Source organism: Bacillus sp. FSL K6-6540 (assembly GCF_038007545.1).
Genome location: NZ_JBBOXH010000001.1, coordinates 4,508,800 through 4,534,522, shown reverse-complemented (window position 1 = coordinate 4,534,522; position 25,723 = coordinate 4,508,800). Strand labels below are relative to the sequence as shown.

The 25,723-nt window shown below is 51.8% G+C and carries 22 protein-coding genes and 1 riboswitch; of the genes, 15 read left to right on the top strand and 7 right to left on the bottom strand.

The genetic code is table 11. From position 1 onward, the window contains the following. The first annotated feature begins 8 nt into the window (after window positions 1-8). The 3 genes from MHH82_RS19915 to MHH82_RS19905 are packed head-to-tail and all read left to right on the top strand — an operon-like array spanning window position 9 to window position 3,175. Window positions 9-1,469, top strand: coding sequence for a leucyl aminopeptidase family protein (locus MHH82_RS19915; RefSeq protein WP_015736125.1), 1,461 nt, complete (start codon window positions 9-11; stop codon window positions 1,467-1,469). A gap of 30 nt (window positions 1,470-1,499) precedes the next feature. Next, entirely contained in the window at window positions 1,500-2,186 is a 687-nt protein-coding gene (locus MHH82_RS19910) for a copper homeostasis protein CutC (protein WP_015736124.1), read from the top strand. Between the two features lie 35 nt (window positions 2,187-2,221). Further along, complete coding sequence (locus tag MHH82_RS19905; protein WP_036661357.1) at window positions 2,222-3,175, top strand: ROK family protein; 954 nt, start codon at window positions 2,222-2,224, stop codon at window positions 3,173-3,175. Window positions 3,176-3,479: 304 nt separating this feature from the next. Here the strand turns inward: MHH82_RS19905 and MHH82_RS19900 are convergent, their stop codons facing one another. Beyond that, entirely contained in the window at window positions 3,480-4,007 is a 528-nt protein-coding gene (locus tag MHH82_RS19900) for a hypothetical protein (RefSeq protein ID WP_015736122.1), read from the bottom strand. Between the two features lie 262 nt (window positions 4,008-4,269). Next, window positions 4,270-4,403, top strand: a riboswitch (cyclic di-AMP (ydaO/yuaA leader). 3 nt (window positions 4,404-4,406) lie between these two features. On the opposite strand from MHH82_RS19900, the gene MHH82_RS19895 reads away from it, so the two are divergent. Further along, complete coding sequence (locus MHH82_RS19895) at window positions 4,407-4,883, top strand: C40 family peptidase (RefSeq protein ID WP_036661354.1); 477 nt, start codon at window positions 4,407-4,409, stop codon at window positions 4,881-4,883. A 120-nt stretch (window positions 4,884-5,003) separates the two neighbouring features. On the opposite strand, the gene MHH82_RS19890 is transcribed toward MHH82_RS19895, so the two are convergent. Beyond that, window positions 5,004-6,278, bottom strand: a complete 1,275-nt coding sequence (locus MHH82_RS19890; RefSeq protein WP_340967596.1) for a stalk domain-containing protein — start codon at window positions 6,276-6,278, stop codon at window positions 5,004-5,006. 222 nt (window positions 6,279-6,500) lie between these two features. Here MHH82_RS19890 and MHH82_RS19885 point away from each other — a divergent pair, with 222 nt between their 5' ends. Beyond that, on the top strand, window positions 6,501-6,890 hold the full coding sequence (locus MHH82_RS19885) for a 2Fe-2S iron-sulfur cluster-binding protein (RefSeq protein ID WP_192571390.1): 390 nt from the start codon (window positions 6,501-6,503) through the stop codon (window positions 6,888-6,890). 99 nt (window positions 6,891-6,989) lie between these two features. Here the strand turns inward: MHH82_RS19885 and MHH82_RS19880 are convergent, their stop codons facing one another. Beyond that, on the bottom strand, window positions 6,990-7,847 hold the full coding sequence (locus MHH82_RS19880) for an AraC family transcriptional regulator (protein WP_015736118.1): 858 nt from the start codon (window positions 7,845-7,847) through the stop codon (window positions 6,990-6,992). Between the two features lie 202 nt (window positions 7,848-8,049). Here MHH82_RS19880 and MHH82_RS19875 point away from each other — a divergent pair, with 202 nt between their 5' ends. From MHH82_RS19875 to MHH82_RS19855, 5 genes are all read left to right on the top strand, one after another. Next, window positions 8,050-9,843: an L-fucose isomerase gene (locus MHH82_RS19875; protein ID WP_009592101.1), complete on the top strand. Its 1,794-nt coding sequence runs from the start codon at window positions 8,050-8,052 to the stop codon at window positions 9,841-9,843. Window positions 9,844-9,867: 24 nt separating this feature from the next. Beyond that, complete coding sequence (locus MHH82_RS19870; RefSeq protein WP_036661352.1) at window positions 9,868-10,527, top strand: class II aldolase/adducin family protein; 660 nt, start codon at window positions 9,868-9,870, stop codon at window positions 10,525-10,527. A gap of 77 nt (window positions 10,528-10,604) precedes the next feature. Further along, the gene (locus MHH82_RS19865; protein ID WP_340967593.1) at window positions 10,605-12,116 is read left to right on the top strand and encodes a rhamnulokinase; all 1,512 of its coding nucleotides are present in this window, start codon (window positions 10,605-10,607) and stop codon (window positions 12,114-12,116) included. Between the two features lie 82 nt (window positions 12,117-12,198). Next, entirely contained in the window at window positions 12,199-12,627 is a 429-nt protein-coding gene (gene fucU / locus MHH82_RS19860; RefSeq protein WP_015736115.1) for an L-fucose mutarotase, read from the top strand. 176 nt (window positions 12,628-12,803) lie between these two features. Beyond that, window positions 12,804-13,775, top strand: a complete 972-nt coding sequence (locus tag MHH82_RS19855; RefSeq protein WP_340967591.1) for a GNAT family N-acetyltransferase — start codon at window positions 12,804-12,806, stop codon at window positions 13,773-13,775. 18 nt (window positions 13,776-13,793) lie between these two features. Here MHH82_RS19855 and MHH82_RS19850 read toward each other — a convergent pair whose 3' ends face one another. After that, on the bottom strand, window positions 13,794-15,683 hold the full coding sequence (locus MHH82_RS19850; protein ID WP_340967590.1) for a family 20 glycosylhydrolase: 1,890 nt from the start codon (window positions 15,681-15,683) through the stop codon (window positions 13,794-13,796). A 2-nt stretch (window positions 15,684-15,685) separates the two neighbouring features. Continuing rightward, window positions 15,686-17,959, bottom strand: coding sequence for a helix-turn-helix transcriptional regulator (locus MHH82_RS19845; RefSeq protein ID WP_340967589.1), 2,274 nt, complete (start codon window positions 17,957-17,959; stop codon window positions 15,686-15,688). A gap of 239 nt (window positions 17,960-18,198) precedes the next feature. Here MHH82_RS19845 and MHH82_RS19840 point away from each other — a divergent pair, with 239 nt between their 5' ends. From MHH82_RS19840 to MHH82_RS19820, 5 genes are all read left to right on the top strand, one after another. Continuing rightward, the gene (locus MHH82_RS19840; protein ID WP_340967587.1) at window positions 18,199-19,200 is read left to right on the top strand and encodes a Gfo/Idh/MocA family protein; all 1,002 of its coding nucleotides are present in this window, start codon (window positions 18,199-18,201) and stop codon (window positions 19,198-19,200) included. Beyond that, window positions 19,197-20,123 (top strand): Gfo/Idh/MocA family protein, encoded by a 927-nt coding sequence (locus MHH82_RS19835; RefSeq protein WP_340967586.1) that lies wholly within the window; start codon window positions 19,197-19,199, stop codon window positions 20,121-20,123. Before MHH82_RS19840 ends, MHH82_RS19835 begins: the two co-directional genes overlap by 4 nt. An 83-nt stretch (window positions 20,124-20,206) precedes the next feature. After that, window positions 20,207-21,112 (top strand): ABC transporter permease, encoded by a 906-nt coding sequence (locus MHH82_RS19830; protein WP_340967584.1) that lies wholly within the window; start codon window positions 20,207-20,209, stop codon window positions 21,110-21,112. Between the two features lie 18 nt (window positions 21,113-21,130). Further along, complete coding sequence (locus tag MHH82_RS19825) at window positions 21,131-21,997, top strand: carbohydrate ABC transporter permease (protein ID WP_340970060.1); 867 nt, start codon at window positions 21,131-21,133, stop codon at window positions 21,995-21,997. Window positions 21,998-22,079: 82 nt separating this feature from the next. After that, window positions 22,080-23,633, top strand: coding sequence for an extracellular solute-binding protein (locus tag MHH82_RS19820; RefSeq protein ID WP_340967583.1), 1,554 nt, complete (start codon window positions 22,080-22,082; stop codon window positions 23,631-23,633). A gap of 257 nt (window positions 23,634-23,890) precedes the next feature. Here MHH82_RS19820 and MHH82_RS19815 read toward each other — a convergent pair whose 3' ends face one another. Together MHH82_RS19815 and MHH82_RS19810 are read right to left on the bottom strand one after the other, a co-directional pair. Continuing rightward, on the bottom strand, window positions 23,891-24,775 hold the full coding sequence (locus MHH82_RS19815; RefSeq protein ID WP_340967582.1) for a polysaccharide lyase: 885 nt from the start codon (window positions 24,773-24,775) through the stop codon (window positions 23,891-23,893). Window positions 24,776-25,386: 611 nt separating this feature from the next. Further along, window positions 25,387-25,698, bottom strand: coding sequence for a YbjQ family protein (locus MHH82_RS19810; protein WP_036661340.1), 312 nt, complete (start codon window positions 25,696-25,698; stop codon window positions 25,387-25,389). Between the last annotated feature and the right edge of the window lie 25 nt (window positions 25,699-25,723).

The window sequence follows — 25,723 nt, the reverse complement described above, 5'->3', positions numbered from 1 at the left end:
GGCTCGATATGAACATTACCATCGATGAAGTTCAGCTGGCAGATACTTCGATCTATGCGGTTTATGAGGGTGAGGAGTCTCATTACCGCGTAACGGAATCCCGGAAGCAAAGCAAGACGCTGACCTGGTTCTATGGACGTTCCGAGCACGAGTCGGACGATCTCGTTGCCGGAATGGGGCAACGTTCGAACCTCACTTCGGAGCAAGTGCGAAGAACGGGCGCTTCGGCCGCGAGAGCGCTGCTCAAGGAGAATAAATCAAGCGCCGTGCTGATCCGACCGGCAGCCCGCGATGTCGGGGTAACTCCAGGTATCTCGGCGGAGGAAGAGCTCCAAGCGTGGCTGGAAGGCTGGCTGTACGGATTGTATCAATTCAATAAGCATCGCGGGGTTACGGCCAATCTACAGGCCCTGTCTCTTCATCTTCGACAAGATGATTGGGAAGGGCTTTCCCGTGAAGATATGGAAGCCGTCATCCGGACGGCGGAAATCCGGATCGAAGGAACGCAGCTCACCCGAGACTTGGTGAATGAATCACCCGAGACGTTAAATCCGGAGGCGTTTGTTGCGGTCGTTGAGGATCGTTTCAAAAAAGCGCCCGTAGACCTTCATGTATACCGCGGTCAAGAGCTTCACGACCGGCAGATGAACGGACTGATCGCCGTGGGTGCCGGCAGCAAATACGAGCCTGCCATGATCGAGATTTCCTACAATGGAGCGGAATCCGGGAAGGAATACCCTCATATCGTGCTTATCGGCAAAGGCGTTACCTTTGATATGGGCGGCATGAACGTTAAGATCGGCCGAGACATCAGCGATGCCCGCATGGATATGGGCGGCGCAGCCGCCGTCGTGGGCGCCATGGATATACTGGTATCGCGGAAATCTCCGGTACGGGTTACGGCATTGATCGCCGTAGCGGATAATTTATCGGGGCCGGATGCGATGCTTCCTTCTTCCGTCGTTCACTATCCGAACGGCTTGAGCGTTCAGGTGGCGAATACTGATGGGGAAGGAAGATTGATCATTGCGGACGCGCTGCTGCACGCGGCCCATCTTAACGCAGACAAGGTGATCGATATCGCAACTCTTACCGGCAATGTCGGTGCGGCATTGGGCTTGGAAATTGCCGGCATTTGGGGCGATCAAGAGATAACGGCCGATTTGGTTGAGATCGGGGAGCGCAACGGAGAGCGCTTATGGCCCATGCCGCTGATGGACGAGTATGAATCCGAGCTTAGAAGCGATTATGCCGACCTGAGGAATGTCGGCACGTCGACTTTGGCAGGTGCCATAACGGCTGCGTTGTTTATCCGCCATTTTGTGGCGGAGACCATGAAATGGGTGCATATCGATATGGCAGGCACGGTCCAGTATAAACGGGAATTCCCTCACTCCGCGGCAGGGGCTACCGGCTATGGAGCCAGGCTGCTGGCGGACTATGTGGAGAAGCAGTTTCGCCCTGCATAAGCGAACCAACGACAGTAAGGAGTGAAGAACATGCTGCTTGAAATTATCGCAACATGCGTGGACGATGCCATCACAGCCGAGAAGAATGGCGCGGACCGTCTGGAATTGATCACGGCGATCACCGAAGGCGGGCTCACGCCGGGCATCGGTCTCGTGGAAGAGGTCGTGAAAGCCGTTCGGATTCCGGTCCATGTGATGGTAAGGCCCCATAGCAGATCCTTTGTGTATAACGCGCTGGATATAGCAACCATGGTTGCGGAGGTTAAGGCGATCCGCAAGGCGGGTGCGGCTGGCGTGGTCCTTGGCATGCTGACTCCGGAAGGAAAGATCGACGAGGCCGCCTTGGCCCAAATGCTGGAATGGACGGGCGATATGCAGGTGACATTCCACCGGGCTTTTGATGAATTGGAGGATCAATTCGAAGGGCTGCGTACATTGCAGAAATATCCGGCCGTCACCCGCGTCTTGACGTCGGGAGGACCGCAGCCGGCACCGCAAGCGATCCCGAGGATTCGCGAGCTTGTGGAACAAGCCGCAGGCACCGGGCTTAAGATTTTGGCCGGGAATGGCCTGAAGTGGGAAATCATACGCGATTTCATCGACCAGACCGGCGTGAGCGAGGTTCATTTCGGCTCAGCTGTCCGGTATGGCCGATCAGGGCTGAAGCCCATTGATCCGGTTGAACTGCGATCCTTGGCTGACAGCTTACATCAATAGAAGTAGCAAACCTATCGGAAACAGGTGAACAAAAATTGCAAACCGAATTGAATAAACAGCAAGAATTTGTGGTTGGCGTTGACCTTGGGGGTACGAAGATCGCGGCAGCGCTCTTTGATTCCGAAGGACAGCTGCTGAACCGGGAGCAAATGGAGACAGCCGGAGCGCGTACGGCCGAGGAAGTGGTCGCGAGAATTACGAACATGATTCGCAGCGTGTCGGGCGGCCACCCGCTTCGAGGCGTAGGCATGGCTTCGCCGGGAACGGTTAACAGCCGGGAGGGCATTGTCATTCACGGCACGAATTTGCCGGAATGGACCAACGTCCCTCTCAAAGCCTGGATGGAACGAGATCTGAATACGGAAGTACAAGTGCTGAATGATGCCAATGCAGCCGCATGGGGCGAATATGTAAGAGGTGCCGGCCGAGGGTCGACGAACATGGTTTACGTGACGCTCAGCACAGGCATCGGTTCAGGCATCGTGCTGGATGGCAAGCTGTTTCTGGGCAGCAATTCCTTTGCAGGGGAGCTTGGGCATCATATCATTGATCCTAGCGGTCCGCAGTGCAATTGCGGCAGCCATGGCTGCTGGGAGGTGTTTGCTTCAGGAACGGCCATCGGCCTGGCAGCATCCCAGCGGATGCTTACCCAGACCAGCGTTATTTCTGAACTGGCCGCAGCCGATGGAGGCGTGAACGCCAGGCATGTATTCGAGGCTAAACGTCTTCATGACCCCGTCGCAGTGGAGGTCATCGATCGTGCCGTCTATTACATGGCGCTTGGACTGGTTAACGTCATTCACAGCTTCAACCCCGATCGCATCGTGGTTGGCGGGGGTGTGAGCAGAGCAGGCGAGCTTCTTTTCCCGCAGCTTCGGGAAATGACGGATAAGCTGGTCATGCCGTCCTATCTAGGAACCTACGAGATCGTTCCTGCGGGACTGCGGGACGATGTTGGCCTGGTGGGAGCCGCAGCCTTGTTCCAATAATATATTCGTAAGAAAAGGCAACAAAAGCCGCCCTCAAGGGCGGCTTTCTGATTATTCATGAAGAGAGCGGGAAACGGAGCGATCATATTTGCGTAAGCGAAGTCCGTAACTTGTGACAGGTGATAGGCGTAAACCGTAAGCCGTCATCCGTTTTCACTGGAGTCGAGTTTTTGGTTTCCTATTAGGTTTGTTTGTATCCGACAAACAATAAGCGGTTGCCCGCACTTTCCCGCCCGCCGACGGAAGCCGCCGGCTCCAAACCCGCACGCGAGGCGGCCTGCAGGCTTGGAGCCGGCGGCTTCCGCTATTCCATGTATTTTGATGCGTCGAACGTAATCATGCTCGTATGGTTGGCATGCTCGATCAGTGAGGAGAGCCTGGTCACTTCGCGTTCCTTCTTGCGCGCCTGCGCCTGATAAGCTTCCGGATCGTATAAGGCCACGTTAAACAGCGTTACGGCGCCATCTCCGCTTCCCCGGCCGCTCTGGCGCTCCAGCTTCTTGCGGGAGCCGAGATGGGCAAGCTGTCCGATATCGCTGCGCATTTGTTTGGCGAGCTCGATCGCCTCCATGATGGTCATGTCGGAGCCGTTCCAACTAATGGTCTGCGTCGTGTTGGAGATTGCCATCAGCAGATCCAGCTTTCTGTAATCCGCTGCGGCGGCTTCGATCTCTTCCGTAATGGCATCCACGCTGCGTGCAGGATACTCCGCCGTTTCCCCTTTTTCAATGATCGTGCTGCTGTTGTTCAAGCGTTCCGACATCAGTTGATTCATGAGACGGTTGATTGCTGCCCGGACTGCCAAAGCTTCAGCCATCGTAATTTGACTCATAAGCGAAGGATCACCTCTTTGATTTCTTGTCTGAATATGTAAACGTTCCGAACTGCAAAAAAGTTGCATGCCCATTAACAAAACGTCGCCGGAGGTTCGATGGAGTGTTACATAATTGTCATGAGTATACGAGATGGCATAATGAAAAAACATGAAAATTTTCAGCCTATACGACATTGATTAACATATAGTGATAGATTTCTAGGATATTATTGACAGCATCCTTGCTTGTATACTATATTAAGAGAAGGTTACAAAATGTTAATGAATTTTGCCGAATTTCGTTTGTGAAAACGGGGGAACCGTCTTGGGTGAATTATTCTTGTACCATAGAGAGTATAGGGAACCTTCAACCGAACCCTTAGCTAACTCCGTAGGCATCGAAGGAGAGAACGTATTTTGAAGAAATTTGTCATCACATTGCTTGGGTCTGCAATTATTTTTTCTTCTGGTGCCGTATCAGCCTATGCTGATCAACAACCGAATTTTCAGCATCAAGTGAAGCAATTGGTAGGAACGCCTTACAAATGGGGCGGAACAACGACAAGCGGATTTGATTGCTCCGGATTTATTCTGTATATGTTTAGAAATTTCGACTTGGACCTTCCACGCACTTCCCAGAGTCAGGCTAAAGCCGGGGTTCATGTGGATCGCGAGGACCTGAGAGTCGGAGATTTGGTATTCTTCAATACAAGCGGAAGCGGCATTTCCCATGCGGGCGTTTACATTGGAGATGGACAATTTGCGCATGCTTCCAGCAGCAAGGGCGTAAGAATCAGCAAGCTTAGCGACTCCTATTACGAACCGCGTTATGTTACGGCGCGCCGTGTATTGAGTCAAGAGAACTATGCTAAACTGGTAGGAAGCGCGAGCTAATTGGAATACGCAGTTTAGAGTTCGATACATAACCGGAAAGCCTGACAAGAGATGATCTTGTCAGGCTTTCTTTTTTTATGGAAGATTATAATTTGGGATTCTGCGAAAAGATTCACTAGATTATTCCTTTACGACAGAGGCATTCACGGCGGCTTCCATGCCATTATTATAGGAACGGAACAAGCCCAGACGCCAGAAGGCGGCACCTTTCAGATCATAGCGCTTGGCCAAGCCGAGCTTATCGTCGACGGATGTGGCGGTTTCGCTGCTTACGCTGATGCCGAGCAGGAGCTTCTGCTTAGGAACGCCTGCCTGAAGTGCCTGCTGAATGGCTTGGTCCACCAGACTGTTGGGTTCAGGAACCTGGGCTTTGGTGCCAACCGGATTGTACTGATACGCCATGACGATGAGATCATCGGCAAGGGAGGCCAGCGTCTTGTAATCATAGCCTTTATAGGCGCTGTTCAATGGCGGAACGGCTAAGGACAGAGCAATGTCGCTCGGCAATGCGGCTTTCAATTGCTTGACGTAATCATTAAGCAGCTTCTGCTGCTTCGCGGCATCCAGTTTAAAACCGAGCCCTTCGAAATCAAGCACCACGCCGCCGAATCCGTTATCCGCCACCGCAGTCGTGATGCCTTCAATGGACTTTTGGCGAAGGCTGCTGTCGCTGAGGACTTTGGTTAATTCGCCGTTTCCGTCCAAAGCGTAAACCATAAGGTACGGTTTAATCTCCCGGTCCGCAGCATCCGCAACAATCGATTGCGGAGTCACGTCCCCGGCCGCCGCAGGCAGACGGTATTCGTCGCCTTGAAGCGTAAACTGACCTTCCCGATCAATGCGGCTCCAGCCGAAGGCGACTGAATTCATGGATGCTACGAGATCCCGCTCTTGGAAAGATTGCAAAGCGTAAAAGGCTCTTAGATGCATTTCGCGCTGCGGCGACACGAGGGAGACCGTGCGAGTCGCCTGATTCCAGCCGACATTAACGCCGAATTGGCTGCTGAACGAGCTGAGCGGAATCAGAACGCGGCCTTCCCGCTGGACAGGGGGAGCGGCCAGCTTCACTTTTTTACCGTTGACGGTTGCGCTCGAGCTCCCGACTTGAAGCAGCACTTCCGTCGTTTGACCTTTCACCTCGCCAATGGCCTTCACCGTTTGGGTCTTGCTGTTCCACGTGATTTGAATGCCCAGCGCCTCACCGACCGTCCGGAACGGCACGTAAGTGACCCCTTTGTCTATCATGGGAGCCGCATCGAATGTAAGCGCAACGTCATCCAGCTTGACCGAAATGGCAGGCGCAGCCTGTACCTGGCCGATATGGGGAGCGGTTCCGAGCAGAGATAAGGCAAGAACGGCAGCGACGGCTGTTTTTCCTATTGGTTTATGCAGCATGCTATTGTTTTCCCTCCAACCCAATAAAATAATAGAATGATTCTCATAGAATATGGGATTTGCTCTAGCATACGCTAGTATAGCAAAATTTTCATAGAGTTCCAATTGCATGATGTCATAGAATCGATAAGAGTAAGCATGTTGATTTTTTAAACTTTCCAGTATAATAATTGAAGGAATTCATACATAACCTGATGATTACATGCATAGGGGGATAAAGGCGTGTTTAAATTCTGGAAAAACAAAAAGGGCGGGAACAGCGGAGAGAAATCGTCGCTCCCGGCAGCGGAAGAGAGAATGGAAGCCGTGCCGGACCGGATCATCGAGCTTACGGGCCGCGAGGTTCAGCGCAGCGTGGCCCCAGTTCTGGGCATGACGGTGCTTGACTTGGCCGAGCGGAATGAGGTGGATTGGAACTCTTTTTGCAAAAGAGGGACGTGTGCGCGCTGCCGCTGCATGGTGGTGGAGGGAATCGAGTATCTGTCCGAACCCAATCTGGCCGAAGAACGGCGCCTGGATCCGGAAGAAATCGAAGAGGGGTACCGTCTCGGATGCCAGAGCAGGATCGAAACGGTCGGCCCCGTCAAAATCAAGCATGCTCCATACTTTTGACGATATAGAAGGACATATAACTGTAATATATTTAAAAAGCAGGCAGCCCTACCATTGCGGCTGCCTGCTTTGTCGAAAGGAAAACAAACGAAAATTCCTTCACTCCACGGCCAATTTGCTCTGTTCCCGGAACGAGCTTGGCGTTTGACCGGTAATTTTCTTGAATAACATCGAGAAATACTTGTCGTTGCCGTAGCCGACCTGGGAAGCAACCTCATGCACCGGCATTTCGGAATCCGCCAGCAGGCGCTTGGCCTCTTCAATTCGACGGGATATCAAGTAATTGAAGGGGGAATCGCCGACTTCTTTTTTGAACAGATGGGATAAATAATGCTGGCTGACATACATCGTATCGGCAATGTCCTTGAGGCTGATGCTCTGGGTGTAGTTGGCGTCGATAAAGTGCTTGGTCCGCAGCGCGATTTCATTCTTGCCCTTCAAGGATTGGAATTGGTGTTTAACGTCCACGATGCGATAAATCACGGTAATCAATGACATCAGCAGGTTCGTGCTCAGCGTTTCATATCCAAGTACCTGCGAATCGCATTCGCGGAGGATCTCGGAAAGATAGCTCTCCACTTTATAAGCGTATTTCTCGCAGGATATGACCGGCTCGACATAGGCCGGCAGCAGCATCCCCTGAGGCACCCCTTCAATGTGAAGCGAATCCACGCCGCAATAGATTACCTTGAATGGCCCGTCCGTGATGGATTTCTCCTCATGGGGAATGCCGGGGTTATAGATGGCGACATCGCCTTTATGAAGCTCATATACTTTACCTGCTATGGTGAATTCTCCGCGTCCTTCAACCACATAGATGATCTCGCAGAAATCGTGGATTTGCGGCGGGCCATAAAAGAAGTCCTCGTCCACGACCTGGCCGGCAAAGAGCAGCTGCGGATTTTTGATGAAGCGGAAGTGATCGCTTTTACTATGCGAGATTTCGATTTTTGGCACGGTCTCGTCCCTCCTGAAAGCAGCATCCTTTTCCTATTATAATGCATATTGCTCCTCGATGCCGAAATCGTTTGCAACCCGCTGACGAATAGGTACACTGTCTTGCTGAAATTGGGGACCGATATAACAACATAGTGGGTTATCCTTGAGCCCGAATCAACTTACAATGATGTCATAATCCTTATAGGGAGGCGTGACATACATGACAATTGAAAACGATTACAGATGGCGGGACGGATTTCCGAAAATCGGCATTCGCCCTACGATAGATGGCAGACGGAGAGGGGTAAGGGAATCCCTTGAGGAACAGACCATGAATCTGGCCAAGGCCGTCGCCGAGATGCTGACGAAAGAGCTTAAATATCCGAATGGCGAGCCGGTTGAATGCGTGATTGCGGATACTTGCATCGGCGGCGTTGCCGAAGCGACCGCAGCGGCCAAGAAGTTCAAGAATGCCGAGGTCGGCCTGACGATAACCGTTACGCCTTGCTGGTGTTACGGAACGGAAACGATGGATGCGGATCCTTCGCGTCCGAAGGCGGTATGGGGCTTCAACGGAACAGGGCGTCCGGGCGCGGTGTATTTGGCAGCCGTCTTGTCGGCCCATGCGCAGAAGGGACTTCCCGCATTCGGCATCTATGGCGAAGACGTTCAGGATGAAGGGGATACCCGCATTCCGGATGACGTTCAAGAGAAACTCCTGCGCTTTGCGCGGAGCGGGCTGGCTGCGGCCTATATGCGCGGACAATCGTACCTGTCCATGGGCTCGGTGTCAATGGGCATCGCCGGCTCGATCGTGGACGACAGCTTCTTCCAGGAATATCTGGGCATGCGGAACGAATATGTGGATATGAGCGAGTTTACGCGCCGTTTGGAAGAAGGAATCTATGATCCTGAAGAATATGAGAAGGCGCTTGCTTGGGTGAAGGAGAACTGTACCGAAGGACCGGATAACAATCCGGATCATCTGCAGAACAGCCGGGAGCGCAAGGATCTCGAATGGGAAACCGTCGTCAAAATGACGCTGATCACCCGTGATTTGATGATTGGCAATCCGCGATTGAAGGAGCTTGGTTTCGAAGAGGAAGCCCAAGGCCACAGCGCGATCGCTTCCGGATTCCAGGGGCAGCGCCAATGGACGGATCACTCCCCGAACGGAGACTTTCTGGAGACCATCCTCAATTCCTCCTTCGATTGGAACGGCAGACGTTCGCCCTATATCGTGGCAACGGAGAATGACAGCCTGAACGGAGTCGGCATGCTGTTCGGATACCTGTTAACCAATACGGCACAGATTTTCGCGGATGTGCGGACGTACTGGAGTCCGGCTTCGGTAGAACGGGTTACCGGCTATAAGCTTGAAGGCAAGGCGGAGAACGGCATCCTGCATTTGATCAATTCCGGTTCGGCTGCGCTGGACGGAACGGGCGAGCAGGAGCTTGACGGCAAACCGGCCATGAAACCGTTCTGGGATATTACGGATGAAGAGGTCGACCGCACGCTCAAGGCCACGCAGTGGAGACCGGCTAACCTGGAGTATTTCCGGGGCGGCGGTTACTCGACCGACTACCTGACGCGCGGCGGCATGCCGATGACGATGTTCCGCCTTAACCTGGTGAAAGGGCTTGGTCCCGTCCTGCAAATCGCCGAAGGCTATTCCGTGGACCTGCCGTCGGAGGTGCACGATACGCTCGATAAGCGTACAGACCCGACATGGCCAACGACTTGGTTCGTACCGAACCTCACGGGAGAGGGAGCCTTCTCCAGTGTTTATGAGGTCATGAACCAGTGGGGCGCCAATCACGGCGTGATCAGTTACGGACATATCGGAGCAGATCTTATCACCCTGGCTTCGGTGCTGCGAATTCCGGTCAACATGCATAATGTGCCCGCTAATGAGGTGTTCCGTCCGCGTGCATGGGGCATGTTTGGAACGTCCGATCCGGAAAGCGCCGATTTCCGCGCTTGCCAGAACTTCGGTCCTCTATATAAATAAGGTCATTCGAGAGGAGAGCGAATCATGCTGAATGTAGAAACGAGAAACGAGCTCTGCAAATATGCCAAAAAAATCGTCGACAGCGGACTCGTTGTAGGGCCTGGAGGGAACATCAGCGCCAGGGCAGGGGACAAAATGTATTTGTCCCCGAGCGGTTTCGCGCTGGAGGAGATCGAGCCGGAGCAATGGATTGAAGTGGATATCCCGACGGGCGATATTACCGATATGGGTCTGCGGCCTTCCTCCGAAGTGCTGATGCACCTGTACGGATACCGCAGCAACCCTGACATCGGGGCCATGGTGCATACGCATCCGTCCCATTGCATTGCCTTTACGCTGGTGGAACAGGAGCTGCCGGTAATGTTCCCCGATCAGGCGGCATTGGTCGGCCGTACGGCTTATATCCCGTACATCATACCAACGACGGATTTGCTGGCAGATGCCGTCGCGGAGAAAGTGACCACGGCCAGCTCCATACTGCTGGGTAATCATGGACTGGTCACAACCGGCCGGAATCTGCGCGAAGCGTATTACCGGACCCAAGTGGTTGAAGAGAGCGCCAAAATTTATCTGAGCGCCAAGGCGGCCGGCACGCCGGTGCCGCTGACCGATCAGGAAGTAGACGATATTGCTGCACTGGAGAGCGAGGATTATCGAATTCAGCTTCTGCAGAAGATGAAATAAATGTCGAGTTAACGTTCAGACTCGGGTAGTTGAAATTTGAATCGGTATCGTACTAAAGGTGAGAAAGGATGCGGCGTATGAGCAATCCATCTGCGGTGCTTGCGTTTGACTTGGGGGCCAGCAGCGGCCGGGCGCTGCTGGGCGAAATCACCGCTTCTGATCATGACTCCCCCGGCATACTGAAGATTACGGAGATTCATCGTTTTGCCAATACCCCTGTTCAGATGGGAGATCATCTGCACTGGAACTTCCCGATGCTGCTCCAGGAGGTCAAGCACGGCATCCGTAAAGCGTTTCAGGACGGTTATCGACCGGCCAGCTATGGCATCGATTCGTGGGGCGTCGATTATGGACTGATTGACCGCAACGGGGAGCTCATCGGAGTGCCTTATCATTACCGGGACCTCCGGACGGAAGGCATGGTGGAGGAAACCTGCAAGCAGGTTGGCAGAGAGCGGCTGTTCCAAGAAAGCGGTCTGCAATTCATGCCGTTTAACACCATTTTCCAGTTGAATGCGATGCTCAAGGCGAAGTCGCCGATGCTGGATATCGCGGACAAGTTCCTGCTCACGCCGGATCTTCTGAACTATTTTCTTACAGGGGTTCAAGCATGCGAGTTTACCATGGCAACCACGACCCAGCTGTACCATGTTACGGAAGGCAAGTGGAATAACCGGTTAATGGATGAGCTGGGACTTCCCTCGTCCTTGTTCCTTGAACCCGTACAGCCGGGAAGCGTGATTGGCAGGCTGCAGGATGCCGTGGCGCAAGAGCTTGGCGTTCCGGCGATCGAAGCGATTGCCGTGGCGTCGCACGATACGGAATCCGCCGTGGTGGCCGTTCCGGCGAACGCCAGCAGGTTTGTTTATCTCGTATGCGGGACCTGGTCGCTTCTCGGAACCGAGATGCCGGAGCCGCTTGTCCACCCGGACGTGCTGGAAGAAGACTTCTCCAATGAGGGCGGGGCTTATCAGTCCTATCAATTGCTGAAGAATATCATGGGCCTCTGGATTCTTCAGGAGTGCAAGCGGCAGTGGGAAAATCAGGGACTGCAGTATTCTTATGCAGAGCTGGTTGAGCTCGCGGAGGACGCGGAGCCTTTCCGCAGCCTCATCCATCCCGATGATCTACGCTTCATGAATCCGGCCGATATGACGGCTGAAATTCGGGATTATTGCCTGGAGACCGGGCAGCCCGTTCCGCAAAGCGCCGGTGAGTATGTCCAGTGCATACTGCAAAGCCTGGCCCTAAGATACCGGGAAGTGCTTGAACGGATGGAAGTACTGACAGGGCAGTCGTACGATGGGCTTCATATGGTTGGCGGCGGCATTCAAAACGAGCTGTTATGCCGGTATACGGCGAATGCGATGGGCCGTACGGTGTGGGCCGGTCCGGTCGAAGCCAGCGCCATCGGGAACATGCTGGTTCAATTTGTGGCCAATGGCACGCTCAGCAGCAGGGAAGAGGGAGTCGAACTCGTGAAGCGGTCTTTTCCGCTGGCCTGGTATGAACCCGAATCCAGTGAGGATTGGGAGGCAGCGTTCCTGCGTTACAAGTCCTTGATCGGGCAGCAGCAGGCACAGCCGTGATCATGAGAGCGTTCAGGGACTGACAGCTCCCTGTTAAGATTCTCATCTTGCTTCAAAATCTGATAAAGAAGGATGTCGTTCCATGCTAAAAGGCATATCTCATTTGCTCTCGCCTGAGCTGCTGAAAATACTTATGGAGATGGGGCACGCGGATGAAATCGTTCTCGGCGACGCCAATTTCCCGGCTGCCAGTCACGCCCGGCGGTTGGTCCGGGCAGACGGACACGGAATCCCTGCGTTATTAAACGCAATATTGCCGTTATTTCCGCTGGATACGTACGTCGAATCCCCGGTAGCGCTGATGGCCGTCACCCCCGGAGATACCGTGAAAACGCCGATCTGGGAGGATTACCGCCAGATCGTGCAGCAGTTTCACGCCGTTCCCGTTGAATTCGATGAGATGGAACGTTTCTCGTTCTATGAACGCGCCAAGAATGCGTATGCCATCGTGTCGACGGGCGAACAAGCGCTGTATGCCAATGTTATCCTCAAAAAGGGCGTTGTCGTTTAGACTACCTGGTGCAATAATTAGAGAAGAGATCGCTGCGGCGGTCTTTTTTTCGGTTTCAGTTTGGGCTCTCAAAAAAAGAGACAACCTGAGATCGACAAACAATCGAAAGATTTGCTAATACCACATTCTAGCCATTTTGGTTATGTTCTAATTGAAGCAGAAAGGGGAGAAGGCATATGAAGTTAACCAGGATGGATAAAGATCATGGGGAAGAGATTCTTGGGCTTTGGAACAAGGAGCTTGGAAGCGACTTTCCGATGACCGGACGTTTGCTCACCCAAACGGTATTCGAGGACCCGAATTGGCTTAGTGAAGGCTCATGGGTTGCAAAGGATTCAATTTCCGGAAGGGTGATCGGGTTTGTATCGTCCAAGCATCCGGGAGAGCGGTTGAAACAGCATGGCATCGGCCCGGATTCCGGATGGATCCAGTCGCTGCTTGTTGCGTCCGAAGCCAGGCGAGCAGGGGTTGGCGAGGAATTGCTTCGACATGCGGAATCGGCGCTGAGCGATGCCGGCTCATTGCGGATTGCCCTCGGGAACGATCTGCATCATCGGCTGTTCCCGGGCATTCCCGCTCACTTGTCCGAAACGAGAAGCTGGTTCGAGAAACGAGGGTATGCCTGCAAGGAGATCGTCCATGATCTGTTCCATGCGTACGGACAGACCCCTCAGGTTCCGCTTCCGGATTTGACCGATGCTTCGGTCCGTATCGCGACGGAAAGGGACCGGGAAGCATTGTCGGCTTTCATGACCCGGTGTTTTCCGGGGGCATGGGATTACCAGCATCAGGAGTATTGGAGACGAGGAGGGAGCGGCAGGGAATACGTGTTGTTGGAAAGAGGCGAAGTGCTGATCGGATTTTGCCGCATCAACGATACCGATTCCCTCTTGCTCGCGCAAAATATCTACTGGTCGCCCTCGTTTAGAGAACCGCTTGGAGGGATCGGCCCGCTTGGGATCGATGAACGCTATCGGGGCCATCAATACGGCATCAAGATTGTTCAAGCGGCCATCCACTATTTGCTGACTCGTGGAAGCCGCCGTATCGTGATCGATACTACGCCGTTCATAGACTTTTACGGCAAACTAGGTTACACCACATGGAAAACTTATGCAAAATACGCCAAGCAATGGACCAGTCTGTAAACCGTGTTGCCGGTTCTTCTAACGACTCATGGTATCTGTTTTTACGATAAGTAAGCGGCAAACCCTTAACGGTTTGCCGCTATTTGCTTCTCTCATGAAGCAGGGTCCTTCCAGGCGAAGCCCCATGCCGCGATACAAACTTTCTTCCAAATGATCATGCAAGTAATAGCGGGACAGAACGTAATGATCGACCATGTCTTCAGGCTGATAGGGCTGCAGAGCGTTCCTCATCCGTCCCAGGGCGCGTCCCAGTCCGCAGCGCGTGATCCGGTAATTATTTTTCAATGACCGCCATTCCGCTTCATTGTCCGGGTGCAGCTTCCACCGGTAAGCATATTTATGGATCGTCCTGGACCGATCCGAAGCGGTCTCAAAATCCAACATGGCCGCGATCAGTTCCAAGACATCCCGGTTGGCCTGCGCAAGGGGGAGCAGCTGGGGAGCGAGCGCATAATAATCCTCGTCCTCGTAAGGCCCGACAGCCGCGAATGCCCGGGCCGGTTCGATGCCATGGAAAAAAGACAGAAACCGATCGATGAACCGGTCTCCCTCCGGCCGCTCACAACGGTTCCAACTCCGGTCGGCGAAATAGGCCATCGTATACCAAGTCGTTTCAAATACGCCATAGGGAACGCCATGGCTGAAGACGGCCGTCCAATTCGTTCCCACGAGTCCGCTCAAATCCGATCGCTGCGCAACGGCTGTCCACTGTTCGATATTCGACAGCCGCTGCTCGACAAGCGGGTAATTCTGGTCATCCTTGCGATCGAAGCAGCGAACGGCGGGAGCGCCCCATACTTGAATGCCGTATCCGCGCAGACGTTCCATGAGAGGGGAAACGAGACCCTGGATGTTTCTGCCGTTATAATGCCAGATCATCACCGTAACGCGTCGATCCAGCTTCTCCAATACTTCATTAGGGCAGTCGCTCAGCATGTCCTGCCAAATTATCGGTATTTTGTCCAGATTGCAAGCGTAATCGATCAGCCGGTTCACAAAATATACAAATGCTTCATGCCTGGATGATCCGAACCGTTTGCGGCATTCCGGACATTCGCAAAGACTGTATACCTCGTCGCATCCCAGATGGAGATAACGGGAACCGGGGTGCCTGTTCGCGATCTCGCACAGCAGTCCGGAGACGAGATGGAACGATTCAGGCTTGAGCGGGCACAGTTCTCCGGTCGAGCTTGACGTTTCGCGGAGCTCTCGGTATGCGGCGCGACCGAGAATGTATTCCAGGTGACCAAAGGATTGCTGCAGCGGGATAAGCTCGATAAAGTGCTCATGGGCGGTCGACTTCAACATCTCGAACTCTGCTTCCGAGAGCGCATGCTCAAGGTGAGTGAATTCCCGATTCCCCTCATGGCTGAACGGGAACTTATCTTCGTATTCAATCAACAGCGCATTGGTTTTCAGTGAGGCCAGCGTGCCCAGATAGGAGATGAGCCGCTCGGGCCTGGAGAAGGTTTGGCGCAAATCGTAATTCATAACGCGAAGCCCGGTGTCGGGATAGTCAACTATTTCAACAGCCTCCTGCCGTCCAGCGTCAAGCTGCTGTTTCAGCGTGTGCAGCCCATAGTATAATCCTTCAGGATCCGATGCTACGATAACGGCTGATTCCCCGTGCATGGTGAGCGCATAACCTTGGGCGGGTATTGGTTGATCAACGGGACGGAAGGTATATTCATCGAGCTGCTCCAAAGGTCCCCAGTACAAGGTGTAGGCCCAACCCGAGTTTAATGGCTTTCGTTCAGGCTCCTGACTCGGAAACAAACGTGAAATGGCGCGTTCCAATCTCGGCTCTCTCTGGTTTGCCGATATCAGGATAGGGTGTTGAGCCCCGTAAACATACCTCTCTTCCTTGCGCATCGTTACAGATTGAGCGAAAGGCAGCAGGTGATTCATGATCATTCCTCCCATTTTTTATTTTGTCTTCGAAATTCGCTGGGCGTCATCCCGGTATACCGCTTAAAGACCCGATTAAAGGATGCAACCGTGAAATAACCGACCAGGGAAGCGATCTCCTGGATCAGCAGATCGGTTTCCATGAGCATTTCGCTCGCTTTGTTCATGCGAACGGTATAGATGTAATCGCTAAAGTTCGTCCCTGTTTTTTCTTTGAAATAACTTGACAAGTAAGGACCGGTAATACCGAGTTTTTTGGCGATGATGTCGAGTGACAGATTCCCGCCAAAGTTTGCTTCCACATATTCGATGACGAATTTCGTAATGGCGTCGGTTTCCGATTTTTTTTCCTGGATGGCTGCTGCGGAATGCGTCAAGAATCGGCGGAAGAAAGCTTTGTATTGGGCCAGTGTATGGCAATTCCTGAGCTGCTCGTACACAACGCTTCCTTCGGCGATCGAGTTGAAAGAGATGTTTTGGGCATACATCACTTTGATCGTCCGGTTCAGAATGTCTTTGGAGAACTCCTGGAACTGTAGCGCCGTGGCTTCACTTTTATCGAGCCGGTCAAGCAGTTTCTCCACCATCGGAATCGTCACGGATTCAAGACCGGCTTGCAGATTGGCGATAAGCTCCGCTTCTTCGGAAGGGGTGGGAATAAGAAGCGCGGGGTGAGGGTGCCACTCCGTAATGACTTGCACGTCTTCCCCCAGCTTGCGCTGTTGAATCAAATCCAGGGCGTTCTGGTACGTTTCGGCAAAATCCTGGGAATGTTTACGGACGGGACTAGGCGCAACGGTGAAATTGCAATACGACGCGTCCGCTGCAAATATGCGCACAAGCATATCGATATCTGCTTCTCCGTCGGTCTGATCCTCCTCCAAGAACAGGATGGACAAAATTTGGTCCTTCTCCAATTGAAACGTCAGAGAGTCGCTATACTGTATAGAGAAGTGCGCATCGATAAGCTCTTTGTAAGTGTTGAAAGCACGATGAGGAGAGCTTGAAATCTCGGATAAATACTTCTCCTTGAAATCGATCTGAAACAAGACCAACCGGTATGCCCTATCGGAATCGATGGAAGTTTCAACCTCTGTTCCGCCCCCGATTTTCTTCAGCTTGGTCATGTATGCAAGCTGCTGAAGCATTGCGTTTTTTGCCTGCAGGTCAAGATGAATTTTTTGATGGGATCGTGATAAGTCCCGAAGCTTCGACTGAATCAAGTTATATTCCTTAATTCGGCTGTTGGAGGCGCCCGGCCCGCCAAATACACTGTACGTTTGAATGGAATGAATCAGCTTGGCCAATGGATTATGGAATTTTTTAGATATGAAATAGGAGACGGCGAGACTGATCAGGATGGACAATGCAAGAATGGTGAACATCATCAAATTCAAATGACGAATTTGCTCGGACAACCCCCTGTCCGCTACAGCCTCCACATATGTAAATCCGGTTTCCACGCCCTTTCGATAGAAGTAATAGGTATCTCCCTCCTTTATGTAACCGCTCCCACTGCTTGACAGTATGCGGGCAGGCAGCGACTCGCTTCCGGAAGAGGAAAATATAATTTGCTGTTCTTCATTGAAAATAACGAGATTGCTGCCAGGCTTCGGCTGATGGAACGCTTCGTAAACCTGCGTACTCTTAAGAAGCAGGATGAATGCAAGCCTATCGTCGTATGGGCTCTTGATCAAAATCGGCATCAGGTTGCCGTGAGGGGAATCCTCGAAAGCCGTTACCATACGGAACGGGGCAGAGGGATATACCTTGAAGCTCTCGATCGTTTCGATCTGCCGTTTCCAGAAATCCGCAGTGTACACCTTGCTTACATAGAACTTAGAAAACAATGTTTCCGCAGTTCTGGTCCCGTCCCTGTCAAATGCAAATCCGGTGTCCTTGAACAGATAAATGATATTGTCCAAATACAGCAGGGAGTTATTCATCGTACTTTTCAGCTCCCGCTGCACCTTCGTCACAATATCGTAACGCCAAGCACCTTCGCCGTTCTTCAGAATTTGGGCATCGTTCTCGAACAAGTAGCCGAGCATGTAACTTCGGATCAGGTTGATATGCTTCTCGTAATTCGTAACGGTTGTGTTGAGATCCTGGCCGCTGTTCATGATGATTTCATCTTTCATTCGCTCCCGAAAAAACGAATAGGACACCACATAAATACAAACCAAAAGAACAATGATGGCGATGAAGCTGCAGAATAAGGTGAAGAACAGTGACAACTGGTTATTAGAAATGCTCCAATGCTTGATTCGTTTCATGTCACCTTCCCTTTCATCCGAAGCTCGACTGTTTAAAATTTGATATTTATGAGTATAGCATGGGCGAACCTTGGCGGCTCAATAGTTAAGACTTACAATCCTTATCAATTATTAAGATGGGCGCCTAAAATCGCTGTTCACAAGGAAATTAGCGAAGAATCGAAACATATCCTGATCGCCAAAATCCCGGCTTGGTTGTTACGATGATGTCGGACAACAAGGAGAGGGGGTTGAAAGAGATGAACGATCATTATCGAGTTGCCATTGTTGGAGGCGGGGGCATAGCCGTCTCTCATCTGGAGGCGATTCGGGAGATGGACGGAGTAGCGTCTTGCGCAGTAGCCGACATTCAGGAGGAGCGGGTACGTCAATTGGCTTCCGATTACGGTATCCATCCCTATCTGGATTATAAGGAGATGATTGTACGCGAAAAGCCGGACATTGCCATTGTAACGCTGCCGCATTATTTGCATAAAGAAGCGACCATCTTTGCTGCTGAGCACGGCTGTCATGTGCTGTTAGAGAAACCGATGGCGATGAGCACAAGCGAATGCAACGAAATCGAGACGGTCGTACGCACCTGCGGCGTCATGTTGATGGTGGGGCACACCCAGCACTATTCTGCGGAGAATCGGATAGCCAAGAGGTATGTGCAGAGCGGCGAGTTCGGCCGGCTCGTCATGATCAATGACCGACGGCATCTTCCCTACAATAAGCCGGAGCGGCCGGACTGGTTCTTCGAGAAGTCCAAGGCCGGAGGGGGGATTTTAACGAACCTGGGCTCCCATTCCATTGATAAGATCCAGTGGTTGATTGACGGTTCCATTACCAAAATACGCGCCTCTGTAGATTATGGACTCGGCCGGGGAGATGTTGAGGGAGGGGGACTTGCATTTTGCGAGACTTCAAAAGGAATTCCGGCCTTGATTTGCCAATCCGGTTATCCCGGCGCAGCTATCGATGAAACCGAAATGCTCTTCACTCACGGCAGTTTGCTGCTTAGAACAGGGATAGGCGTCTGGATAAGCAAGGGGAGCGCATATACAGCCGTTCCGGTTACGCGGCCACAGAATTCCCACGTCATGCAAATCCGGGATTTGATACAGGCCATTGAAAGCGGGAAAGAGCCCGAGTGCTCGATGAGTTATTCGCGGAGCGTCGTGTCGGCTGTAGAAAGTTTATACCTCTCCAGCGAGCAAGGAACCGAAGTCGTGGTCCCGCAAGGAGGTATGAGGGAATGAGACGGGAAGGCGAACATACCTCCCCGGTCCGGATCGGGCTTGCGGGAATTGATAATTCGCGCGTGCTTGCTTTTGCTGATTTGCTTCACAACCCGGAGAATCCCGATGGCGTAGCTGGAGCGTATTTTGCGGCTGCTTGGCCTGGTTCTCCGTCTCTGGACTTTGCCATGAGTGCACTGCGCTATGATCGGTTTCTCGGAGAACTGCGAGATCGTTATGGCGTGCCCATGATGGAGCATTTGGACGAGGCAGCCGCCGTCTGCGACGCCTGGATGCTGGAAGTGGTAGACGGGAGGGGAAGGGAAGCGTTATTCGAGAAGCTGGTTGCCTACCGTAAACCCATCTTCGTTGACAAACCGTTTGCACTGGACGCAAAAGCAGCTAAACGGATGACAAGATTGGCAGCAGAGGCCGGTGTCCCCGTCATGAGCTGTTCCGCGCTTCGATATGCGGAATCGTTAGTGAGAGCGGTTCGGGACAAGTCTCTGGGAGACATCCTGGGTGCGGACGTCCACGGGCCTATGGAACTTGAACCGACACAGCCGGGATATTTCTGGTACGGCATTCATATGGCGGACATGCTCTTTCGTGGTTTTGGAGGCGGATGCAAAGCGGTGACTGCCTTTCATTCGGAAACCTGCGATACCGTCATTGCCGAATGGGCGGACGGACGGATCGGAACTCTTCGTGGGTATCGCACAGGCCGCGAAGGGTTCGGCGGTGTGCTGCACCGGGAAGCCGGCTCCCAAATCGTTGATGCCTCAGAACCGGGCAAATCTTATCTCGCGTATTTATTGAATGAGATCGTGACGTTTTTCATGACGGGAACTCCACCGATTGCGATCTCCGAAACGGTGGAAATCATCAGGTTTCTGGAGGCAGCGAACGAAAGCACGGCGTTGGGTGAACGCGTAATGCTGTAGTATGCGCTTCTCTGCAGCTTCGGAGTTCGCCGCCGCTTCCAGCGTTCATGAATCATCGCATAGCAGAAAGACAGGAGGATTGCATGGCACATTTCCTTACAAGATTGAACAGGAGCAAATATTTGTTGTTATTGTTTCTTCCCGCGCTGGTGTACTACATCATGTTCAAATACGTGCCGATGTTCGGTATTCTGATTTCGTTCAAGGATTATAATCCTTTCCAAGGCGTATGGGTAAGTCCGTGGGCAGGCCTGAAGTATTTCAGAATGTTTTTTGAAAGCCCCGAATCATGGAAATTGTTCCGCAACACCATTTTGCTGGGTTTGTACAAAATCATATTCGGCTTTCCGGCACCGATTATACTAGCATTGCTGTTGAATGAGGTCCGCCGTCAGGTTCTGAAACGTTTTGTCCAATCCGTCAGCTATTTGCCTCACTTTATATCCAATGTCGTGGTTGTCAGCATGATGTTTTTGTTCCTGTCACCATCAAACGGGATCGTGAACCAGGCGATTGAGTGGCTCGGCTACGATTCTATCAATTTTATGCAGAATGAAAACTATTTCAGGAGTTTGTACGTACTGTCGGACATTTGGCAGCATGTCGGCTGGGAAACCATTATATACCTGGCAGCCTTAAGCGCCATAGACCCCCAGTTGTACGAAGCCGCCAGAGTGGACGGCGCGAACCGCTGGAGTCAGCTTCGTCATATCACGCTTCCCGGAATCAGCTCCGCTATCATCATTCTGTTTATCCTCAATATCGGGCAAGTGCTCGATATCGGATTCGAGAAGGTATTGCTGATGCTGAACCCGTCGATATATGAAACGGCCGACGTGCTCAGCACCTATGTTTATCGGACGGGAATTCAGGCGATGAATTACAGCTACGGAACGGCGATCGATTTATTTACCAGCGTTATCAACCTGACCTTTATTCTGACTGCCAACTGGATCAGTCGCAAAGTCAGCGACACCAGTCTCTGGTAAGGAGAGGAGTGGGCGAACATAAAACCCAAATTTACCGTTTTCGACGGACTCATCTATTTCGTGCTGTTATCCGTTGTAGTTGTTTCCTTATATCCATTCGTCTATATGATTGCTGTCTCGCTCAGCGGAACGGTTCCTGTACTGAAAGGCGAGGTGTTTCTGTGGCCCAAGGAATTCAATTTAAACACGTATGCAGCCGTGTTCGACAATCCGGATATCGGGAAAGCCTACCTTAATACGATTTTGTATACGGTGCTGGGCACGTCCATCTCATTACTCATCACCGCGGCAGGCGCGTATGCGCTTTCCAAAAAAACGATGTTGTTTCAAAGGTCGTTCATGCTCATGATCGTGATTACGCTATTTTTCAGCGGCGGCATGATTCCTACCTTTCTGGTGGTTAAGAGCTATCATCTAATCGATACGATCTGGGCCATGGTGCTTCCGACGGCCATCAGCTCCTGGAACTTTATTGTCATGCGGACGTTCTTCACGAACATGCCGCAGGAGGTGGAGGAGTCGGGTAAAATGGACGGATTGACAGACATCGGCATCTTCTTCCGGCTGGTGCTGCCACTGTCCAAAGCTATCCTGGCTACCATCGGATTGTTTTACGGCGTTGCCATCTGGAACAATTTTTTCTCCGCGCTGCTGTATTTGCGCGATGCGGATCTGCTGCCGCTGCAAGTCATTATTCGCAACATGGTGCTTCAAGGCGCCGGTGGCGCAAACGGTGCGGGAACCATCGGCGGTGACAGCCTGATCGTTGACGAATCGCTTAAGTATGCAACCATTATCGTAACGACCGTTCCCATCCTTTTGGTCTACCCGTTCCTGCAGAAATATTTTGCGAAGGGGGCTCTTATCGGGTCGGTCAAGGGTTAACATAAAAGTTATGAAACAAGGATGCGATGAAAGGAAGCAAGGCAAGGATTTTAAGAAAAGCATAGGGAGAGTGGGGCAACGAATGAAAACGAAATGGACAAGTTTGCTGCTTACAATCGTATTGGGCCTAAGTCTGGTTATGAGCGCTTGTTCGGGCGGCGGCAGTGGAGGGAATGGTAAAACGGTTGAACCAAGCCAAGCCGTCAACGAGCAGACAGGAACAAAGGAACAAACATTTACGTTCTTGAACTACAGCAATCCCAGCTGGCCTTATGATGAGCAATGGGTGGTGTGGGATTACATCAAAGAAAAAACGGGGGTAACCCTGGATATCCAGCTGCCTTCGGGTAATCTGCTAGAAGATGCCATCAGTCTTGCCATCGCAGGGGGAGAAATGCCGGATTTGATGTGGATCCAAACGAAGGATGCGGCAGATAAATTCGGACAGCAAGGCGCACTCGCCAACATTCTGGATTATGTGGATCTCATGCCGAATTTCAAGGCTTGGATGGAGAAATATCCGACGGAAACGCAAAACTTTATTTCCGCCGACGGCAAGATGTACATGACACCGAATGCCGGCATCGGGGAGTCGAATCGTCGCACCTGGATGTATCGTGAGGATGTGTTCAAGAAGCATGGTTTGGGAACGCCAAAAACCTGGGACGAGTTGTATGACGTACTCAAGGAGCTGAAAGCCGAGTATCCTGAAAGCTATCCCCTAACGTTCAGGAACGGGCTTCGTTATTTCTATGATTTTGGTGCGGGCTTTGATGTTGCTGCCGAAGTCGAAGCACAGAAAGCAAGCGTCATGTTTGATGCGGAATCCGGGGAGTGGAAATATGCGCCCGTTCAGGAGGAGTATAAAACACTGCTCACGTATTTCAACAAGTTTTACAAGGAAGGACTCATACCGAAAGATTTTCTGACGATCGACACAAAAATGTGGCAGGACATCGTTTCGACGGACCGCGCATTCATTACGCTTGATTATATCGGGCGAATCGATTTCTACAATGCAGCGCTGCGCCAAGCCAATTCGGATTTCAGCATGAATTTCATGGCTCCTCCTGCAGGCTGGGAAGGCGGGCCGCAGAAGAATGCGTACACGCAGATCAGCGAAGAGGGTTTCATGATATCCTCCAAGTCGAAGAAAATTGAAGATATCGTCAAATTCATCGACTTTTTCTATTCCGAGGAAGGGAAGCAAATGGCGAGCTGGGGCAAGGAAGGCGAAACGTATGCGGGCAATGCGTTCATCGAGACATATGCCGACATCGCGGACATGCGAAAGAAGACCGGCTTATCGACGGACGGCACGTACACCTGGTTTGATTTCGAAGCGCATATTTCGGTATCTTCGCCCGAACTGAAAGCTGCCTACGAGGAAGCGCCGAAATACGATAGCGACAAAAAGATTTCCGTTGCCCTTACGCCTGAGGAGCAGCAAATTCTGAGTACAAAGGGTGATTCTCTGAACAGCCACCGGGACGAAAATTTTGCAAAATTTATTATGGGCACGCGCAGCTTCGATGAGTGGAACATCTTCATCGACGAGCAGAAAAAACTGGGATACGAAGATATCTTGAACATATATAAAACCGCTCATGACCGTGCACTGTCAGCTGTCAATTAGATAGGTTCGAGATCAAGGAGGCGCCCCCAAGATCATGGGTCCGGTGGGGCGCAATCCTATCGTATCAGGTGAATATCAGTGTTCGTGTCTCCTATCGCTGGCCATCGTCCGGGTAATCATCTCTTCGCGGTTGATCTTTCACAATTTGCTAAAAGACGGCAGCGAAATGAAAACAAGAAAAGGCGGTGCAGGGATAACATCCCGAGCACCGCCTTTTCTTCATTCCAATTGCATAGAATACTCTGCTTCCTAAAAATTCAAGGGGTTGCTTGATGGTCCGGATGGACATCAGGCAACTGCCAAAGCAACCCATTCTGGCAGCCACCTGCGTTTAACTCACAGATATCCGACTTCTGTGCGGATACTTTAATATCATCATACCAGACGTAGGAGTCGTTGGCCGGGGCAAACGATGCAGTCGCTCCGCCGAAGAACGAAGAGAAGTAGGCTTTATCGACCTTATCGGCGTTGCGAACGAAGCGAAGGCCCGTTATATTAGCGGCAGAAACGCCGTTATACCAAACTTGGATTTCTCCGTCCGGATTGGCATTGCCGGCAGTTACGGTATTTACTTTTAGGCGTTGCGCGATATGGACCCATTCACCTTTGGGGTAGTAGACATCGGAACCGTTTCTCTTCAGGACGGCATAGTCTCCATATTGACCGCCGTTCCCCATGTGATAGTAATATATGGCTGCTTGGCCGCCGCTTCGCCAGATGATGCGCGAGCTAAAGCCGTTATAGCCTGTGCAGGTTTGTCCACCCGAGCAAGCCGCCCCACCTGCGAGACCGAGACCCAACTTGCCCGCGAATTCCGTTGTTCCCCAGCTGAAGTCGGAGCTGAACCGCACCCAGTAGGATAAATAATATTCTTGACCGGGGTTGATTGCGAACGGGGCTTGCACGCCGGAATCGACCGGTCCAATCTTTCCTTGCGGGTAAAAGACGCGCAGCGATTTACTTCCGGTGTGCGAATACGCATTGTCGATCAGGGTTCTGCTGCTCATTCCGTTGTCCCAGGGGGCACTCCATCCGTCGGTGTTCCACTCGCTTAGCGTATAGGCGCTGCCAGCAGCCGGACGCTCAAATGTGTTAACTTGCGGCGCGGCGAAGGCCGTGCTTAAACCAGAACATAGGAACAACAGCAACCCCGCAATTAACGGTTTACTCTTCATAACCTATTCCTCCTTTGATGAAAAATGATGTAAACGCTGCAGGACGAGCCCTGCGGATCTTTTTTTGCATCAACTCCTTTTTCATAATCATGGATAGAACGATGCACAAAAAATGCACGCAGTCGTTAATTAGAAATCAATGACTGCGTGCAGTATGCGCAATTCGATCGTATCATCCGCTTCACGACACTCCAATCGTCCGTTCTTTAACATCTTTTCTAATCTTATAATGACAACGGGTACAGCGATTGTTTCATCTTAAGAATATTGTCGGCCCATACTGTCAGCCCATAAAAAATAGATAAACCCCCGGTCTAGAAAACAGACCGGGGGTGGCAAGTCGGATGCCTTGATATTCTACAGGATGCTATAAATGAACCAAAGAGCTATTCGAGTACATAAGCAATCCTGCAGCAGGTTGGGCATATGCTTATTGAAGTTGCAGGGACTATCTTCAATTTTAAAAAGATTTTTCAACACTGATTCAGGTGCTTAGGTGATGGCACGATAAAGACAAACAGGCAGCCGGTTAGACCCGCTGCCTCTAAGAACTTTAAGAATTTTCAGAAAACTACCGGTTATATCACCACTGCTGTGCCGCTGACAGCCACCATCAGCATTCCCTCACGAATGACCTCATAGTCGATGTCCACCGCTACGATAGCGTTGGCCCCCATTCGCTCAGCTTTGTCTTTCATCTCGGCAAACGCTACATCCCTTGCTTCCTGCAGCTTGTTCTCGTAGGCTCCCGAGCGCCCACCAACAAAATCGGTAATGGAGGCCATAAAGTCCCGCACTACATTAGCGCCCATAATGACTTCGCCGTTCACAATGCCGATATACCTTTTAACCGGGTAACCTTCAATGGTAGATGTTGTTGTCATAATCATATGATCGTCCTTCTTTCAAATAATT

Bases quoted from the DNA above. Each gene is read 5' to 3' on its own strand.
- MHH82_RS19855 (WP_340967591.1), top strand. From the start codon at position 12,804: ATGAAGTTAACCAGGATGGATAAAGATCATGGGGAAGAGATTCTTGGG.
- MHH82_RS19820 (WP_340967583.1), top strand. From the start codon at position 22,080: ATGAAAACGAAATGGACAAGTTTGCTGCTTACAATCGTATTGGGCCTA.
- MHH82_RS19870 (WP_036661352.1), top strand. From the start codon at position 9,868: ATGCTGAATGTAGAAACGAGAAACGAGCTCTGCAAATATGCCAAAAAA.
- MHH82_RS19915 (WP_015736125.1), top strand. From the start codon at position 9: ATGAACATTACCATCGATGAAGTTCAGCTGGCAGATACTTCGATCTAT.
- MHH82_RS19850 (WP_340967590.1), bottom strand. From the start codon at position 15,683: ATGAATCACCTGCTGCCTTTCGCTCAATCTGTAACGATGCGCAAGGAA.
- MHH82_RS19830 (WP_340967584.1), top strand. From the start codon at position 20,207: ATGGCACATTTCCTTACAAGATTGAACAGGAGCAAATATTTGTTGTTA.
- MHH82_RS19845 (WP_340967589.1), bottom strand. From the start codon at position 17,959: ATGAAACGAATCAAGCATTGGAGCATTTCTAATAACCAGTTGTCACTG.
- MHH82_RS19810 (WP_036661340.1), bottom strand. From the start codon at position 25,698: ATGATTATGACAACAACATCTACCATTGAAGGTTACCCGGTTAAAAGG.
- MHH82_RS19865 (WP_340967593.1), top strand. From the start codon at position 10,605: ATGAGCAATCCATCTGCGGTGCTTGCGTTTGACTTGGGGGCCAGCAGC.
- MHH82_RS19875 (WP_009592101.1), top strand. From the start codon at position 8,050: ATGACAATTGAAAACGATTACAGATGGCGGGACGGATTTCCGAAAATC.
- MHH82_RS19900 (WP_015736122.1), bottom strand. From the start codon at position 4,007: ATGAGTCAAATTACGATGGCTGAAGCTTTGGCAGTCCGGGCAGCAATC.
- MHH82_RS19910 (WP_015736124.1), top strand. From the start codon at position 1,500: ATGCTGCTTGAAATTATCGCAACATGCGTGGACGATGCCATCACAGCC.
- MHH82_RS19835 (WP_340967586.1), top strand. From the start codon at position 19,197: ATGAGACGGGAAGGCGAACATACCTCCCCGGTCCGGATCGGGCTTGCG.
- MHH82_RS19840 (WP_340967587.1), top strand. From the start codon at position 18,199: ATGAACGATCATTATCGAGTTGCCATTGTTGGAGGCGGGGGCATAGCC.
- MHH82_RS19890 (WP_340967596.1), bottom strand. From the start codon at position 6,278: ATGCTGCATAAACCAATAGGAAAAACAGCCGTCGCTGCCGTTCTTGCC.
- fucU (WP_015736115.1), top strand. From the start codon at position 12,199: ATGCTAAAAGGCATATCTCATTTGCTCTCGCCTGAGCTGCTGAAAATA.